General features: G+C 63.6%; 16 protein-coding genes and 3 pseudogenes. 12 read left to right on the plus strand and 7 right to left on the minus strand.

What is annotated here, in order from left to right; all coding sequences use genetic code 11:
- Nucleotides 1–92: 92 nt before the first annotated feature.
- Nucleotides 93–695, plus strand: a complete 603-nt coding sequence (locus FNV92_RS02970) for an NADPH-dependent F420 reductase (RefSeq protein ID WP_143842326.1) — start codon at nucleotides 93–95, stop codon at nucleotides 693–695.
- Nucleotides 696–743: 48 nt separating this feature from the next.
- On the plus strand, nucleotides 744–1112 hold the full coding sequence (locus tag FNV92_RS02975; protein WP_143842325.1) for a nuclear transport factor 2 family protein: 369 nt from the start codon (nucleotides 744–746) through the stop codon (nucleotides 1110–1112).
- Between the two features lie 75 nt (nucleotides 1113–1187).
- Here FNV92_RS02975 and FNV92_RS02980 read toward each other — a convergent pair.
- Nucleotides 1188–1367 (minus strand): annotated as a pseudogene (locus FNV92_RS02980) (DedA family protein); the annotation flags it as partial.
- Nucleotides 1364–1456, minus strand: a pseudogene (locus FNV92_RS34680) (DUF502 domain-containing protein); the annotation flags it as partial. The pseudogenes FNV92_RS02980 and FNV92_RS34680, both read right to left, overlap by 4 nt.
- A gap of 1 nt (nucleotide 1457) precedes the next feature.
- On the opposite strand from FNV92_RS34680, the pseudogene FNV92_RS02990 reads away from it, so the two are divergent.
- Both FNV92_RS02990 and FNV92_RS02995 read left to right on the plus strand, forming a co-directional pair.
- Nucleotides 1458–1711: pseudogene (locus FNV92_RS02990) on the plus strand (citrate/2-methylcitrate synthase); the annotation flags it as partial.
- Between the two features lie 626 nt (nucleotides 1712–2337).
- Nucleotides 2338–3549 carry a sensor histidine kinase gene (locus tag FNV92_RS02995; protein WP_143842324.1) on the plus strand — a complete coding sequence of 404 codons (1212 nt, stop codon included), beginning with the start codon at nucleotides 2338–2340 and terminating at the stop codon, nucleotides 3547–3549.
- Between the two features lie 55 nt (nucleotides 3550–3604).
- On the opposite strand, the gene FNV92_RS03000 is transcribed toward FNV92_RS02995, so the two are convergent.
- Nucleotides 3605–4264, minus strand: coding sequence for a DedA family protein (locus FNV92_RS03000; RefSeq protein WP_143842323.1), 660 nt, complete (start codon nucleotides 4262–4264; stop codon nucleotides 3605–3607).
- Between the two features lie 298 nt (nucleotides 4265–4562).
- Here FNV92_RS03000 and cobS point away from each other — a divergent pair, with 298 nt between their 5' ends.
- The 5 genes from cobS (at nucleotide 4563) to FNV92_RS03025 (ending at nucleotide 10779) form a co-directional block, all read left to right on the plus strand.
- Complete coding sequence (gene cobS, locus FNV92_RS03005; protein ID WP_014439259.1) at nucleotides 4563–5561, plus strand: cobaltochelatase subunit CobS; 999 nt, start codon at nucleotides 4563–4565, stop codon at nucleotides 5559–5561.
- Nucleotides 5562–5724: 163 nt separating this feature from the next.
- Nucleotides 5725–7626, plus strand: coding sequence for a cobaltochelatase subunit CobT (gene cobT / locus FNV92_RS03010; RefSeq protein WP_143842322.1), 1902 nt, complete (start codon nucleotides 5725–5727; stop codon nucleotides 7624–7626).
- Nucleotides 7623–8702 (plus strand): esterase-like activity of phytase family protein, encoded by a 1080-nt coding sequence (locus FNV92_RS03015; protein ID WP_143842321.1) that lies wholly within the window; start codon nucleotides 7623–7625, stop codon nucleotides 8700–8702. Before cobT ends, FNV92_RS03015 begins: the two co-directional genes overlap by 4 nt.
- Nucleotides 8703–9009: 307 nt before the next feature.
- Nucleotides 9010–10122 (plus strand): NADH:flavin oxidoreductase/NADH oxidase, encoded by a 1113-nt coding sequence (locus FNV92_RS03020; protein WP_143842320.1) that lies wholly within the window; start codon nucleotides 9010–9012, stop codon nucleotides 10120–10122.
- A gap of 249 nt (nucleotides 10123–10371) precedes the next feature.
- Nucleotides 10372–10779 carry a hypothetical protein gene (locus tag FNV92_RS03025; protein ID WP_014439263.1) on the plus strand — a complete coding sequence of 136 codons (408 nt, stop codon included), beginning with the start codon at nucleotides 10372–10374 and terminating at the stop codon, nucleotides 10777–10779.
- A 2-nt stretch (nucleotides 10780–10781) separates the two neighbouring features.
- Here the strand turns inward: FNV92_RS03025 and FNV92_RS03030 are convergent, their stop codons facing one another.
- The 3 genes from FNV92_RS03030 to FNV92_RS03040 form a co-directional block, all read right to left on the minus strand.
- Nucleotides 10782–11027 (minus strand): PilZ domain-containing protein, encoded by a 246-nt coding sequence (locus FNV92_RS03030; protein WP_168213379.1) that lies wholly within the window; start codon nucleotides 11025–11027, stop codon nucleotides 10782–10784.
- A 245-nt stretch (nucleotides 11028–11272) separates the two neighbouring features.
- Nucleotides 11273–12622 carry a DUF2235 domain-containing protein gene (locus FNV92_RS03035; RefSeq protein WP_168213378.1) on the minus strand — a complete coding sequence of 450 codons (1350 nt, stop codon included), beginning with the start codon at nucleotides 12620–12622 and terminating at the stop codon, nucleotides 11273–11275.
- A 272-nt stretch (nucleotides 12623–12894) separates the two neighbouring features.
- Complete coding sequence (locus tag FNV92_RS03040; RefSeq protein ID WP_283812550.1) at nucleotides 12895–13029, minus strand: hypothetical protein; 135 nt, start codon at nucleotides 13027–13029, stop codon at nucleotides 12895–12897.
- A gap of 186 nt (nucleotides 13030–13215) precedes the next feature.
- Here FNV92_RS03040 and FNV92_RS03045 point away from each other — a divergent pair, with 186 nt between their 5' ends.
- The 3 genes from FNV92_RS03045 to FNV92_RS03055 all read left to right on the plus strand — a co-directional run bounded on the left by FNV92_RS03045 (nucleotide 13216) and on the right by FNV92_RS03055 (nucleotide 14258).
- Nucleotides 13216–13512: a hypothetical protein gene (locus tag FNV92_RS03045; protein ID WP_143842318.1), complete on the plus strand. Its 297-nt coding sequence runs from the start codon at nucleotides 13216–13218 to the stop codon at nucleotides 13510–13512.
- Nucleotides 13505–13807, plus strand: coding sequence for a hypothetical protein (locus FNV92_RS03050; RefSeq protein WP_014439268.1), 303 nt, complete (start codon nucleotides 13505–13507; stop codon nucleotides 13805–13807). Before FNV92_RS03045 ends, FNV92_RS03050 begins: the two co-directional genes overlap by 8 nt.
- Before the next feature lie 172 nt (nucleotides 13808–13979).
- Complete coding sequence (locus FNV92_RS03055; protein ID WP_014439269.1) at nucleotides 13980–14258, plus strand: DUF1488 family protein; 279 nt, start codon at nucleotides 13980–13982, stop codon at nucleotides 14256–14258.
- A 336-nt stretch (nucleotides 14259–14594) separates the two neighbouring features.
- Here FNV92_RS03055 and FNV92_RS03060 read toward each other — a convergent pair whose 3' ends face one another.
- On the minus strand, nucleotides 14595–15740 hold the full coding sequence (locus FNV92_RS03060) for a hypothetical protein (RefSeq protein WP_143842317.1): 1146 nt from the start codon (nucleotides 15738–15740) through the stop codon (nucleotides 14595–14597).
- Between the last annotated feature and the right edge of the window lie 171 nt (nucleotides 15741–15911).

Genomic DNA, 15911 nt, shown 5'->3' on the forward strand with positions numbered 1-15911 from the left:
AATTCCCGGCTAATCAAAGGGGAATATTTGGGGCACCTCTGAGCCACCGATCAGCGCACCGCTGATCGCCGTACAGCTCAGGAGTAATTTTCATGTCCAGCATTGGCATCATCGGCGCCGGCAATATCGGCCGCGCCATCGCTCAGGCCTTTTCGGCCAAGGGGATCGCAGTGACCCTCTCCAACAGCCGCGGCCCGGAGAGTTTGGCGACGACCGTGGCCGAGTTGGGCCCGCTCGTGACCGCCGGCACCCGCGAGGAGGCTGCCGCCAAGGATATCGTGTTCGTCGCGGTCAACTGGTCGAAGCTGCCCGACGCGCTTGCCGGCCTGCCCCCATTCGACGGCCGCATCGTGGTTGATGCCAATAATCCGATCGAGGCGCCGCTGTTCAAGCCGGCTGAGCTCGGTGGCCGGCTCTCGTCAGAAATCTTCGCCGATCTGGTGCCCGGTGCGCGGGTGGTGAAGGCATTCAATCATCTGCTGTCGCAACTGCTGGCAACTGACCCGGCGAGCGACGGCGGCAAGCGCGTGCTGTTCTACTCGGGCGATGATGCTGGCGCGAAGGCGGCTGTCGGTGCGCTGATCGACCAGCTCGGACTCTTCGGCATCGATCTTGGTTCGCTCGCGATCGGCGGCAGGTTGACCCAGTTTCCCGGAGGCCCGCTTCCAGCGCTGAATCTGGTCAAGTTCGAATGATGGCGTTGTACCGGCTGTGGGCAAGATGGAATTACGAAAGGCTACGAAATGACCACCGATTTTGATTACGACCACCTGCTTCGCTCAAATCTGGAGCGTGTGTTCAACGAGCGGGACGATGACAAGCGGCGAGCCGCCATCGCCGAGTTGTTCGTTGAGAAGCCCGTCATGTACGAGCCGACGAATATCGTCCGAGGACGGGCAGACATATCAAGCGTCGCCGGCAAGCTTCTGGCGCAGTTTGGGCCAACGTTCAGATTCGTGCCGGATGGCGTCGCGGTCGGGCATCATGGTCTGGCGCACCTGGCCTGGCAGGCCGGACCGGAGCACGGCCCGGTCGCGGTGACGGGCGCCGATGTTGCCGAAATCCAAGGCGGAAAAATCGCGCGGCTGTGGGTGTTGCTCAATAAGCCCTAGGAATGGGGCGAGCCGCCCGCGCTAGGTCTGCAGCTTCGCCGCCGCGGCACTGCCGTTCTGTCGGCGGCGATAGTACTAGACGCCGAGCCCACCGATGATCGCCACGGTAACCACCGTCAGCATCCAAATGTGTTTGCCGACATGCCCGTGATGATGCAACTTGGCATATTCACGTAGGGCCGACACCGCCAGCACGCCCGGCAGGACATGCGCGGGCGCCCAGACTACGATCGCCGGAATGTTCACCGCGTAGAACCCGGTTGCACCACGTCGGCCGGCATGATCAGCGTCGCGGCATCCTCGGTGCTCATCTCGACCTCGACGATCTTGCTCTTGGGCACGTAGACACGGGAAGTCCCCGAGCGGATCGTCGAGGCGACCGGCGAGCTCATTAATATCGACTACGCGCTCGCAGTGCTCGTGCACGCGCTGCGCTACCGGCGGGCAGCGAGCTCGCTTTGTTCGCGATGGCCCGCAGCGTCGGTTGGATTGCGCATGCGGGCGAGCAATTGCTGTTCGGCAAGCTGATCAGGCCGCGGGCGCGCTATGTGGGCCCGGCGCCGGGGCGGAGAGGGACGGCTAGCGCGTTCAAGAGCTGAGGAGCGCCACGCCGGTTCACTCGCCAAGGCAACGGCACTATTCCAATAGCTGTACAAATACAAGTTGTTCTCGTGGAACCATTTGCCATTTTGGTTGTTGTCAAAGTGGTCCCCGAAAGTGGCGGGACCGAAGATCAAAAAGTCAGCAGCCCAAAATGGTCAGATTACTCTCGGCGGCGGCGATGTTCTCGCTCCTCGGAGCTTTGGTTATCGCCCTCCCGGGTTTTACCCCCCAGGTGCAATCGAGTGAGGTCGTCGCGATGGCCAAGGGGGACCGGCTTGAAGTCCGGGCAGCAGCTTCGCATTGCTCCACACAGACCTGGCCCAATTTCTCCGCCTCTTGTTTGCAAGACATGGGCTCGGGCGGAAAAATCGTGGAAGCTCGTCTTGTGACCGCCCGGCGATAGGCCGGATCCCCTCCGTCCGTTGATCGGAGGCGACGCGCTGACGGAAGCCGCCAATGCCCGTCATCTCATGCGACAGACGCAGTAATCACGAACCGCGTCGAGCGGCTGAGTGGTTGGGCAAGTCCCTTCTGGGCAAGTCCCTTCTGGGTAGCTCCCTTTCGCCGTCCGCGAACAATCTTTCTGACCGATCCAGCTGCTTTCGAAAGAGTGAGGCCGTCCATGTCAACAGATCCAGATTCGGTGCCGAACGTGCTTGTCGTCGAGGACGAAATGGTCCTGCGCATGCGCGCCGTCGACATCGTGGAGGATGCCGGCTTTCATCCAGTCGAGGCCGTCAACGCCGACGAGGCGATATCGATTCTCGAGTCCCGCTCGGACATCTCGCTGCTATTCACCGATATCCAGATGCCAGGAAGCATCGACGGCTTGAAACTCGCGCATGCGGTGCACGAGCGCTGGCCCTCGATCAAGATCATACTGGTTTCAGGCCAGGTGAGGCCATCTGACGCGGAAAGGCCGGAGAATAGCCGCTTCTTCGGCAAACCGCTTGGCGTCGAGCAGATGATCGCCGAGTTGCAGAAGATGGTGGGTGCGGGGGCGCTCAGGATCATTCCGGGACCAACCGACTGGCGGCCGGCGGATCAGGCGCTTCACGCCCTGGCGACGGCTGATTCCGCGGTCCGCCCCGCGCAGGAGGCCGTCCTTTCCGCGGAGAACGACAGCCTCCGCCTGCTGCTCGAACAGGCCGGGATTGACGCGCAGGCCCTCCTTGTCCAGGCCGGGATCGATGCAGAGCAGCGACAAGCCGCAGACAAATTGCAGACGCTGATCCTCGGGGAGCTTCACCATCGCGTCAAGAATACTCTGGCGATGGTCAGCGCTATCGCGTCCCAGAGCTTCCGCGCAGCCCCCAGTATTGAGCACGGACAGAAGGCAATGGAGGGAAGGCTGACTGCATTGGGACGAGCGCACGATCTGCTGATGCATGTCAGTTGGGCAGATGCCAGCCTTACTCACACGCTGAGCAGCGCGACAGAGCCTTATGACGGTCAGGGCGATCGGCGTTTTCATTTCAACGGACCCGACATCAGGATTACCTCCGCGGCGGTCATCGCGCTCGCCATGACCGTCAACGAGCTGTGCACCAACACCACCAAGTTCGGGGCGTTGTCGATTCCTACGGGCCGCGTCGAAATTGCGTGGACGATAGACGAGCCGAAGCAGAGACTCCGGCTGGTGTGGATGGAAAGAGGCGGTCCGGCCGTCGAGCCTCCAACCCGGCGAAGCTTCGGCACCCGAATGATGGAGTCTCTCGGCCAGCAGCTGACCGGTCGGGTGCACCTTGCCTACGAACCCGGTGGGTTCATCTATTCATTGGATGTGCCGCTTGGCTCGGTCGCGGTGTCGCCCGAAGCGGTCCCCTTGCGCTAGCGGCAACAAGCGCGGTGAACGGCGTAAGGCAAGCAAGCGCGTGGCTCCGCAGGGTCTAAACTCGCGGCTTTGCTTCCGCGACGACGCCATTCTGCCGACGGCGATAGTACCAGACGCCCAGGGCGCCGATGATCGCGACGCCGACCACGGTCAGCATCCAGATGTGCTTGCCGACGTGCGCATGATGCGGCAGCCCGGCATATTCATGCAGCGCTGACACCGCCAGCACCCCTGGCAGCACATGCGCGGGCGCCCAGACCAAAATCGCCGGGATATTGATCGCATAGAACCGCGCCGGCACCATCCCGAGCGCCCCGGCGGTCACGGGCACGAAGGCGCGGATCGGCGGCACGAAGCGGGCGAAAAACACGGCCCAGGTGCCGAAGCGGTTGAAGAAGCTCTCGCTCTCGGCGACCACGCGCGGATAATTGGTCAGCGGCCAGGTGTTGAGGATTTCGCGCTGCTGGCGGTGCCCGATCCAGTAGGCCGAGCCGTCACCCAGCACCGCGCCGAGCGCGGCGGCCAGCAGCACCCATTGGAGCTTCAGTTCCCCGCCCGGAATCAGGGCGCTCAGCGCCAGGATGAGGGTCGAGCCGGGGATCACCGATCCCACCACTGGAACGGCCTCGAGAAGCGCTGCCAGGAACAGGGTCAGATAGGCCAGCCACGCATGGGCCGAAACGAAAGATATGAGGGGATCGAGAAAGGACGTCACGTCGTCTCTATGTTGGCGGCGGGCATGGGGCTTCAGACCCTACATAAGTAAGGAGCGACGGTAAAAGTGCCATTCGCGCCAGCCGATCGTGCCTCAGGGCGCCAAATTCGAGCGTGATTTGCAGGGCAGCCTTCCAAAAATCGCGTTCCTTACCTATCTCAATGAAAAGACAACGGAACTTTGATTGGGGGGCGGGCTTCTGCCAGCCCGTTGTCTCTGATAGGTTGATTTTCAGCACCCAGCCGCAGCCAACGTGCGAATAACCGGTTTCGGGACCGCCCGGGACCTCGGAGGATTGATGACGACCGCCGCCATGTCCAAAGTTCAGGAAGTTTCCGGTTTGCCCGACATGAAGGTGTCGGTGCGCCAGGTGTTCGGGATCGACAGCGATCTCGAAGTGCCGGCCTATTCCGAAGTCGATCCTCACGTGCCCGATGTTGATCCTGATTACCGCTTCGACCGTGCCACAACGCTCGCCATTCTCGCCGGTTTCGCCCGCAACCGCCGCGTGATGGTGACCGGCTATCACGGCACCGGCAAATCCACCCATATCGAGCAGGTCGCGGCGCGCCTGAACTGGCCCTGCGTGCGCGTCAATCTCGATAGCCATATCAGCCGCATCGACCTCGTCGGCAAGGACTCGATCGTGGTCCGCGACGGCAAGCAGGTCACCGAATTCCGCGACGGCATTTTGCCGTGGGCGCTGCAGCACAACGTCGCGCTGGTGTTCGACGAATACGATGCCGGCCGCCCGGACGTGATGTTCGTGATCCAGCGTGTGCTCGAAGTCTCGGGCCGCCTGACGCTGCTCGACCAGAACAAGGTGATCAAGCCGCACCCGTCGTTCCGCCTGTTCGCGACCGCCAACACGGTCGGCCTCGGCGACACCTCGGGCCTCTATCACGGCACCCAGCAGATCAACCAGGGCCAGATGGACCGCTGGTCGATCGTCACCACGCTGAACTATCTCAGCCATGACGAGGAAGTGGAGATCGTGCTGGCCAAGGCCAAGCACTATCGCACCAGCGAGGGCCGCGACATCGTCAACAAGATGGTGCGTCTCGCCGATCTCACCCGCAACGCCTTCGCCAACGGCGACCTGTCGACGGTGATGAGCCCGCGCACGGTGATCACCTGGGCCGAGAACGCCGACATCTTCGGCGATATCGGCTTCGCGTTCCGCGTCACCTTCCTCAACAAGTGTGACGAGCTCGAGCGTCCCCTGGTTGCCGAATTCTATCAGCGCTGCTTCAACGCGGAGCTGCCGGAATCCTCGGTGAATGTGGCGCTGAGCTGACCTCTCTCGGCGTGTCGTCCCGGCCGAGTGCGCAACGGCGCACGGGGAGCCGGGACCCACACCGCGCGATGTATCGATCGAAGCGACGCCGATAGTTTTCCTGACCCAACGACGGCCGGTGGTTATGGGTCCCGGCTTTCGCCGGGACGACGGATAGGGTGAAATGACCACCTCCAACAGCAAGTTTCGCAATACCAAGGAAGCCCCGACCGAGCCGTTCAAGCGATCGGTCGCGGCCTGCCTGAAGGCGATCGCGAAGTCGCCCGAGCTCGATGTGAGTTTTGCCGCCGAGCGGCCGGGCCTTGCGCCGGGCAAGGCGCGGCTCCCTGAGCCTGCGCGCAAGATGACCAAGCGCGACGCGGCGATCGTGCGGGGACACGCCGATTCCATCGCGCTCAAGCTCGCCTGTCACGATGCAAAGCTGCATCGCAAGCTGATGCCCGGCAATCCGCAGGCGCGGGGCGTGTTTGAGGCGGTGGAGCAGGCCCGCGTCGAAGCGATCGGCGCGCGCCGCATGGCCGGCGTTGCCAAAAACCTCACCGCGATGCTCGACGACCATTTTCATCGCGGCAAGTTCGACGAGATCACCGACCGGGCCGACGCGCCGCTCGCCGACGCGCTGGCGATGCTGGTGCGCGAGCGCCTCACCGGCCTCGCGCCGCCGACGGCTGCGAAAAAGGTGGTCGATCTCTGGCGGCCGATCCTCGAAGACAAGATCGGCAAGCGGCTCGACCGACTCGACACCCTGGTCGAGGACCAGACCAGGTTCGGCGATGCCGTGCATGATCTGCTGACGGCGCTCGAGCTCGGCGACGAGCGCAATGCCGACAGCGAAGACAATGAGGACAACGACGAGAACCAGGACGGCGACAACGACCAGTCCGGCGCGGAAGGGTCGCCCGATTCCGACGCCGCCCAGGAGATGAGCGCGGACCAGGCGCAGGCATCGAGCGAGGAGATGAGCGACAGCGCGATGGAAAGCGCGCAGGCCTCGACCTCCGACACGTTCGACGACGGCGAGCTCGGCGACGACGAGACGCCCGGCGAGGCGACCCGTCCGAACTCGCACGGCAAGAACGAGCCGCGCGGGCCGGAGTACCACGCCTTCGCACCGAAATTCGACGAGGTCATCGCCGCGGAAGACCTCTGCGACCATGACGAGCTGGAGCGCCTGCGCGCCTATCTCGACAAGCAGCTCGCGCATCTGCAGGGCATCGTCGCCCGTCTCGCCAACCGGTTGCAGCGCAAGCTGATGGCGCAGCAGAACCGCGCCTGGGAGTTCGACCTCGAAGAGGGCATCCTCGACCCCGCGCGGCTGTCGCGCGTGGTGACCGACCCGCATCATCCGTTGTCCTTCATGCACGAGAAGGAAGCGACCTTCCGCGACACCGTGGTGACGCTGCTGCTCGACAATTCCGGCTCGATGCGCGGACGCCCCATCACGGTGGCCGCGACCTGCGCCGACATCCTCGCGCGCACGCTGGAGCGCTGCGGCGTCAAGGTCGAGATTCTGGGCTTCACCACCCGCGCCTGGAAGGGCGGGCAGTCGCGCGAGGCGTGGCTTGCCGCCGGCAAGCCGGCCAATCCGGGCCGCCTCAACGACCTTCGCCACATCATCTACAAGTCGGCCGACGCCCCCTGGCGCCGTGCGCGAAAGAACCTTGGCCTGATGATGCGCGAGGGCCTGCTGAAGGAGAACATCGACGGCGAGGCGCTCGACTGGGCGCACAAGCGCCTGCTCGGCCGTCCCGAGCAGCGCAAGATCCTGATGATGATCTCCGACGGTGCGCCGGTCGACGATTCCACGCTGTCGGTCAATCCCGGCAATTATCTCGAGCGGCACCTGCGCCACATCATCGAGGAGATCGAGACCCGCTCGCCGGTCGAGCTGATCGCGATCGGCATCGGCCATGACGTGACGCGCTATTATCGCCGCGCGGTGACGATCGTGGACGCGGAAGAACTCGGCGGCGCCATCACCGAGAAGCTGGCCGAGCTGTTCAGCGAGACCAACACCGCGCCGACGCAACCGGCCGGTCGCCCGCGACGCAAACTGCATTCGTGAGCGCGCTTCGATCCCGCCGCAGCTTCCTTGGCCACGCGGCGGCGGGATTTTCCACTCTCGCACTCTCGAGGCTGGCGCAAGCGCAGCCTGCGACCGTGCCGCCGCCGCCGCGCGGACCGGTACCGCCGCCCGAGCACAGCGTCACCGAGCCGGTCAGCGTCGAGGTCAACGCGCGGCCGATTCCCAATTTCGAGCCGCGCGATCGCTCGCGCGTGCGGTTCGGCTCACTGCAATATCGCAGCGGCCTGGTGCTGACCTCGCCCTTTCGCGGCTTCGGCGGCCTGTCCGGCATCCGGCTCGATCCCAAGGGCGAGCGCTTCCTCGCGATCTCCGACCAGGGCGGCTGGTTCACCGGGGCCATCCGCTATTCCGGCGGCAAGATGGTCGGGCTCGACGACGTCGAGGCCGCGCCGGTGCTGGGGGCCGAGGGGCGGCCGATCACGGAGAAGCGCTATTGGTACGATACCGAGTCGCTCGCGCGCGACGGCTCGACCGTTTACGTCGGGCTCGAGCGCGTCAACCAGATCATGCGCTTCGATTTCGCCAAAGGCGGCACGCGCGCCCGCGGCGAGGTGATCCCGTCGCCGGCGGCGATGCGCAAGCTGCCGACCAACAAGGGGATCGAAGCTCTCGTCGTCGTCCCGAAAGGCCAGCCGCTGGCGGGGACGCTGATCGCGCTGTCGGAGGGCGGCTTCGATGCCGACGGCAATCTGATCGGGTTTCTGATCGGCGGCCCGACGCCGGGCCAGTTCAGCATCCGCCGCACCGACAAGCAGCTCATCAGTGACGCGGTGCTGCTGCCCTCGGGCGAGCTGCTCATCCTCGAGCGCAAATTCTCCTGGTTCACCGGCATCAACATCCGCATCCGGTCGATTCCCCTGAAATCGATCGCGCCGGGCGCGCTGGTGGACGGCCCCGCTCTGTTCAACGCCGATCTCGGCCACGAGGTCGACAACATGGAAGGCATCGACGCCCACGTCACGGGCGAGGGCGAGACGGTGCTGACGCTGATCTCGGACGACAATTTTTCGCTGCTCCAGCGCACGCTGCTGCTGCAGTTCACGCTGGTGGAGTAGGGCCTCCGCTGCCATCCCAATTTCCACTGTCGTCCCTGCGCACGCAGGGACCCATACCGCGTGATTGATCGACTGCGATTGGTGCGGATTCCGAACGACCAGTCTTCGCCAAACCCCTCCCTGGGGTTATGGGTCCCTGCGTGCGCAGGGACGACGGCGGAATATGCGGTGCGGGCTTGTGACTACATGACGCGCGCAATGCATGGCCGTGCCGGCGGTCATGCCCGCTGCGCGGCTGGCAATTCGCCGTTCACCGACTAAACTTCATGCAATCGCTTCCATTCCTCTCATCCTCCGGAACCCCCGCATGAGCGCCCTGTTTTCCCCGATCAAGCTGCGCGGCCTGACCTTGAAGAACCGTCTCGTGGTGTCGCCGATGTGCCAGTATTCGGCCGACGACGGCGTCGCCACCGACTGGCACTTCACCCACATCAACAATCTGGCGCTGTCGGGCGCCGCGATGTTCTGCATCGAGGCGACCCATGTCGAGGCGATCGGCCGCATCACGCCGGGCTGCCTCGGGCTCTACAGCGACGCCGCCGAGGCCGCGCTGAAGCAGATCCTCACCTCGGTGCGAAAGCATTCCTCCACGGCGATCGCGATGCAGCTCGCCCATGCCGGCCGCAAGGCTTCCAGCGCGCGGCCCTGGGACGGCGGTCAGCTCATTCCCGTGAGTGAAGGTGGCTGGCAGACGGTGGCGCCGTCGGCGCTGCCGCACAAGGACGGCGAGGCCGCGCCGCTCGCGCTCGACGCCGCGGGCATCAAGCGCATCCGCGACGCCTTCGTCGACTGCGCCAGGCGTGCCGCGCGGCTCGGCATCGACGCCATCGAACTGCACGGCGCGCACGGCTATCTCTTGCACCAGTTCCTGTCGCCGATCTCGAACAAGCGCACCGATGAATATGGCGGTTCGCTCGAAAACCGCATGCGCTTCCCGCTGGAAGTGTACGACGCGGTGCGCGCGGTGTTCCCGCACGACAAGCCGGTCGGCATGCGGGTGTCGTCGACCGACTGGGTCGAGGGCGGCTGGGATCTGGCGCAGACCATCGAGTTTTCCAATGCGCTGAAGGCGCGCGGCGTCGACTGGATCGATGCCTCCTCCGGCGGCGTCTCGCCGCTGCAGAAGATCACGCTCGGCCCCGGCTACCAGGTGCAGTTCGCTGAAGCCATCAAGCGCGAGACCGGATTGCCGACCATTGCTGTCGGCCTGATCACGGAAGGCAAGCACGCCGAGGAGATCGTCGCGAGCGGCAAGGCCGACATGGTCGCGCTCGCCCGCGGCATGCTCTACGACCCGCGCTGGGGCTGGCACGCCGCGGCCGAACTCGGCGGCGAGGTCGAAGCCCCGCCGCAATACTGGCGCTCGCAGCCCTCGACGCAGAAGGCGCTGTTCGGCAAGACCACGTTCGGGGCGAGGTAAGGGTCTTCACCTCTCCCCGCTTGCGGGGAGAGGTCACATCGCATCGAAGATGCGATGTGGGTGAGGGGGACTCTCCGCGAGTCTATCTGCTGCCGTCCCCGCGGCGACTCCCCCTCACCCCAACCCTCTCCCCGCCAGCGGGGAGAGGGAGTGAACCTTCCCCCTCACGCATCCGTAAATCCCCTTAGCTTCCGCCCCCCGCAAAACTGGCCTAACCTCCGTGTACTCGCGGCAACACGGAGGCTGGCCATGCGGTTTCGGGTTCGGAAGGCTGCCCACGTTTTCGAACGCGTGGGTCTTGCGGTCGCGGGCGCGGCGTGCGGGCTGTTCGTCGGCGCCTATGTCGGCTCGGCCATCGCCGTGCTCACCACGCAGGGCTTTCTGCTGCTGATGATGGTGCTCGGCTTCGTCGGCTTCTATCTCGGCATCGACACGCCGCAGCTTCCCTTCGACGAGGCCCACAGCCACATCGACGCCGCGGAATTGCTCAGCTCCGCCGGAACGCTGTGCGCCACGCTGACCGCGTTCGCGTCGGTGGCCGTCATCGTGCTGCGGCTCGAGCCGCACATGGTCTGGACCTGGCTTGCCCTGATCGGCTGGATCGGCGGCGTCGCCATGCAGATCGTCGCCGGCGCCAAGGCGCGGATGCGGAAGTAGCGCTAAAACACCACGCCCACGCGCGTGCCGCGCTTCCAGGCGATACGGCAGCGCTTCTTGGTGTTGACGTGCAGGAGCTCGAACCTGTCGGGGATATTCACCTGGCCGCCGAGATCGACACAGGCCCCGCCCGCCGAATAGTCGATCAGCGTGCACGGGATCACCGGCGCGCGCGGGTCGGTGATGATCTTGGCCTGGCGGGACACCAGGCCTGCCGGCTTGACGCGGGCATGTCGGCGCGGATGCATTGGCACTCTCCTCCAATTCCGCAGATCGCGGCGGGCTTGGCGCGATGATGCGGAGCAGATGATGCGATCCGGCTAAAGCGGGGGTGAGAATTTTAATGAAAAGTTGCGGCGAAGCGTGAAAGCGCGGGATGCCCACCCTCCCCTGGAGGGGGAGGGTCGATCGCGCGTAGCGCGAGCGGGGTGGGGTGATCTCTCCACACGGGGACTGCAGGTGTGGAGAGATCACCCCACCCCGTCCCGCCTCGCTACGCGATGCGAGCCGACCCTCCCCCTCCATGCGAGGGTGGCAGTATGCCCGGATCGACCTCACCATGCGGCCCCACCGGCATCGGCACCGTCACATACGCCTTCGGCAAGTTCACCGGCCGATAGTCCGGATCCACCTCCATCCGCTTCACCACGCTCTCGTGCACATGCGCGCCTTCGGGGATCACGCGCGGCTCGCAATCGGGGATGTAGAAGCCGAGAAACACCTTCCGCTCCGGCCATTCCTTGTACTTCGCGCTCTTCGGAAAATACTCCAGCACGCGCCAGGCCGCGTTCATCGAATTGTGCAATTGGCCCGTCGTGCCGGTGTATTCAGGCGGAACATATTTGAACGGCGAGTTCTTGCGCTGCACGCCCCAGGCAAGCTGGTTCACCGTGCGCGGGTTGAAGTTCAGCCCGGCCTTCGCCGCCTCGTCGATCATCCACACCAGCGGATATTTCGACTCCCCGCTCTCGGTCTCCGGATAGCCGCCGCCGACATCGCAATGCACGCCGGCGAACCACACCTGCATGATGTCCTGCGGCTTCTTCCTGTCGTCGGGCACGAAGCGGTTGCTCCAGAACTCCTGCGGCTCGCGCCATTGCTTGAGGCGGAACATGCAGCGCCGCTCATCGATCGCGATCGCCTGCCGGAAGATGTTGACGCTCGGGTTGCGCAGCGTGAAGGCCAGCTCCTCGAAGCTCGGCCAATACAGCCGGTCGGGGCGCGGCACGATCACGCTCGCCACCGTGTCCCAGACGCCGATGAAATGGACGGTCGGCCAGCGCGAGGAGGTGATGCGCGCGAATTGCGCGGCGAGATCGAACTTGTCCTTGGGTAGCGGCCCGCTATCGTCGAAGCCGGCATCGGTGAGATCGGCGATGTCGTTGCCGCGCCCGGAGCCGGAATATTGCTTGTAGGAGATCAGGCCCGAACCCGCGAGGTTGGCCTGCTCCGGCGAGATCAGCCCGATCTTGTGGATCAGCCCCGCCAGCACCCGCACCGTGTAGGCGCCGCGCGAAAAACCGAACAGATAGATCCTGTCGCCCGGCGCGTAATGCTCGACCAGGAAGCAATAGGCTGAGAGCACGTTGTCATCGAGCCCGTAGCCGGTGGCGAGCCCCAGCACCAGATTGACGTTGGCCCTGAGCCGGTGCCACGTCGTCGGCTCCGTCACCGTGCCGACGCCGGGATCGTAGAACACCATCTGCCGCGGCTGCGTCTTGTCGGTCTTGCGCAGGCAGCGATACAGCTTCAGGACGTTGGAGATGTTTTCGGAGATCTCGTTGCCGGTGCCGTCACAGCAGATGACGAGGTTCTTCGGCTCGGCTTTGCGCTCGTGCTCCACAGTATCCCCCTCCCGGACATGCGACCCGGGCGAGCATAGCCGAAAAGCGCGACGGCGAGGAGATGGTGGCCTCTCTTACCCTCCCCTGGAGGGGGAGGGTCGGCTCACGTTGAGCGCAGCGAAACGTGAGACGGGGTGGGGTGAAGGTCTCTCCGCATCCAACAGTGCTCGCGTGGAGAGATCACCCCACCCCGGCTCGCACCGCTATCGCGCTGCGATCCGACCCTCCCCCTCCAGGGGAGGGTAAGCGCAGCGCCCTCGTTCGCTCGTTCCTACTTCTTCTTCCCCGGTCCGAAATCCGGCTGCCACGCCGCGTCCTTGCGGCTCGGCGCGGCGGCGATCGCCTTGGCCTTGTCCTTCTTCGGCTTCTTGGTCTCGCGATTGCTGCGTTGCTGTCCCTTGGCCATGATGTCGGTCTCCTGTGAACGCGCAATGATGCGCCAGCGTACGCCTGCGGTCCGGCGATAGCGAGCGCTAAAGCTGTAGCCTGCGCGCCGATGCCGCCGAAGAAAGCGTTGGCTATTGCGGCGAAAGGGGCGCATGTTCGTCCCAGCAGCGTCGGTTGGGGCCTGACCAGCGAAAGGGAGGCTTGCATGACCATTCGCTCGCGGCGCGAAACCATCACATTCAGGCATCCGGCCCACATTCGCGGCATCGAACGCGAATTGCCGGCCGGCGCCTATGAGGTCGTCACCGACGAGGAGATGATCGAGGGCCTGTCCTTCGCATCCTGGCGCCGCATCGCCACCATGATCACTGTGCCGTCCGAAGGCGTCAGGGGCGCAACCGAGATGCTGTCGATCGGCTCGGTCGACCTCGCCGACGCGCAGGCGGCCGACGCGCAGGCTTCGGATGTCCAAGCCCTGGAGGCAAGAGTTGCCCATGACTGACGTCCCGGTGGATCTCGACAAGCATCGCGGCATGGCCGCCCAGAAGGCGACCGATCTGCGCCGCGCGCTGGCCGACGTCGAGAACAACGTCAGGGAGCTGCGCGAGCGCGAGGCCGATCTCGAAAACCGCATGATGTCGGCGCCCGCCACGTCGTGGCCCGAGGCTGCGGTGAAGGCGCGCTATCTGCTCAACCTCTATGCCGCGAGCCTGTCCACCGAAGACACCCGCCACCGCGCCCTGGTGGCCGCGCTGTTCGACGATTTCGCCAGGCTCTCGGTGGAAGACGGAAGTTAGCCGCAGACACATCTGTCGTCCCGGCCTGGTGCGCAATTGCGCACGGGCGCCGGGACCCATCACCACAGGAAGCGGTTTGGGGCGACGGCGGTAATCCCGAGTCCCCGTATCCACTCTTCCGTGGTGTAGGTCCGGCTTCCGCCGGAACGACAACCGCGCAAAGGAACATCCCATGACACTCACCACCAGCCGCTTCATCGGCCACGACCAGGACCGCGGTATCGTCCAGTTCTCGATGCAGGACGGGGCCAAGGAATTCGCCTGCGCGATCTCCACCTCCGCTATGGACGACCTCGAACGCGGCCCGCGCGCCAGGCCCAGTGAGCGCGAAGCCCAGTTCACCCGCCTGCGCGAGCGCATCGAAGCCTGCGTGGAACGGAAGTATCAGGCGACGGAGTTCGAAGGCACCCCGCCGGGGATCGTGCTGCGGAGCATTGATTTTCGGGGGTAGGGGGCGAGCGGCAGCCGCAAAGATCAGTGAGATCGATCGCTTCTTTCTAGGGAGAATGAGCCAGCGACCGCAATGCCTTCTTGATCACTGAGAAAAAATCATCCCAAACCTCGCGAGCGTCTTCGACAACTTTCGTCCAAAGAGACCACGAGCCACGACCGTGGGCTGTAGCGTCGCGAAGGTCATTTAGTGTGGACGGACGTAATTAGCTCGCCTGACACGATGCGATTCCTTGTGACAAAGTAGTGAGATTGGCAAGGGAAGCTCGGCTTTGAGATGCTTGTCTCGATGGCTCCGCACCCCGCAGATCCCGCGATCGGGATTGTGCAATCGAACTCACAAAATTACTCGACCTGATCGCCGATTTTGCTCATGGCGTGTCATATAAAACGTGCCTAAAGCGGCTTCCATGGTGCGTTGCGAGTACCCAAAAGCAAATTCGCGATCCTTGTAGTCCTTGATCGCTTTTTCGTTCGCTCCATTGGGCGCAGCTTCTTTGAAGCGGAGATCGAGAGAGGCCGCGAGTGCCATACGGAATAGTATTGGAGCATAATCCAGCAGGTAACGCTTATAGGGCTCGATGATTAGCTGAACGGCTGAAACTGGATTGCCGTGGAGGTAGTTGTTGCGAGCTGTATGAATCCTGCTGTAGATCGCACAGGCAAGTATGCGCGGTCGGCGGACGCCAGTCGGCGCCATTGCTGGGTGCCGAGCATCTTGGCAAGCGGGTGATTTCCAGTCTGCCCGATCAAGAAGGTCATAAACTTGCAGATGCCCGGACTGGCCATCCCCCGGATGGGCAAGGATCTCAAACGCGCTTGCCCATAGTGCTAAGGCTCGTCCTTCGTCATACGGCGTGAAGTCTCCTTGAGATGGAAGGGCTCCCGCAACATTGGCCATGTTAATTGCGCGGAACAGCTTTAGGTCATTCCATTCGGGTTTCTCGGCTGTGAATCTAATTTCCCATCGTGCCAAGAGAGCGCGAAGGAGAGGGTCATCTATTTCATTGCTGCGTATGACTTCAGGGGAGATGCCTGGTGTCGTCTGCGCCTTTAAAAGCTTTGTGTCGTGAAGGTTTAGTCCTCCCGAATTTTGCATCACTACGTGCTCGTAGTTTTTGTCTATCATCCAAGGGTAGATATTAAACCAGTCGGAAAATCGCACATTCTCCGGCCGCTGGAATCGTATGTTTCGTGCCCAAGCATATGGCGTAATCGATAGAGCGATGGTGTCCCGAAATGCGGAGATCGCTTCGGTGTTTCTATATGTTTGTGGACCCTTATCATCCCACATCAAGAGGCTTGGGGTAACTTGATTGCCAAACTCCGTTGAGAATTGACCGAGGTACGAGGCGAAATTTTTGTACTTCTTCTTCAGTTCGACAATGCGCGGATCGGTCGCCGCAATCAGTCCGAAGTGTTGGACTTCAATAGGCATTGCAATTTGGACGTTGGGCAACGCGAACATTGGTGTCCAAACCATGCACTGTTCCTTCCTGAGAATGAGGCGTCCAGGTGATGAGTGGTCCAGCGAGTATTGTTGCGTCTCAACTAAAGGGTGTCTACGCGAGCAAACAAAAACGGCCGGATCTTCCGATCCGGCCGTCACGCAAACTCTTACTCGGCTAAGCCTACGCCACGCGACGCAACCTAG

This window comes from Bradyrhizobium cosmicum (genome assembly GCF_007290395.2).
In the GTDB taxonomy this organism is placed as follows: domain Bacteria; phylum Pseudomonadota; class Alphaproteobacteria; order Rhizobiales; family Xanthobacteraceae; genus Bradyrhizobium; species Bradyrhizobium cosmicum.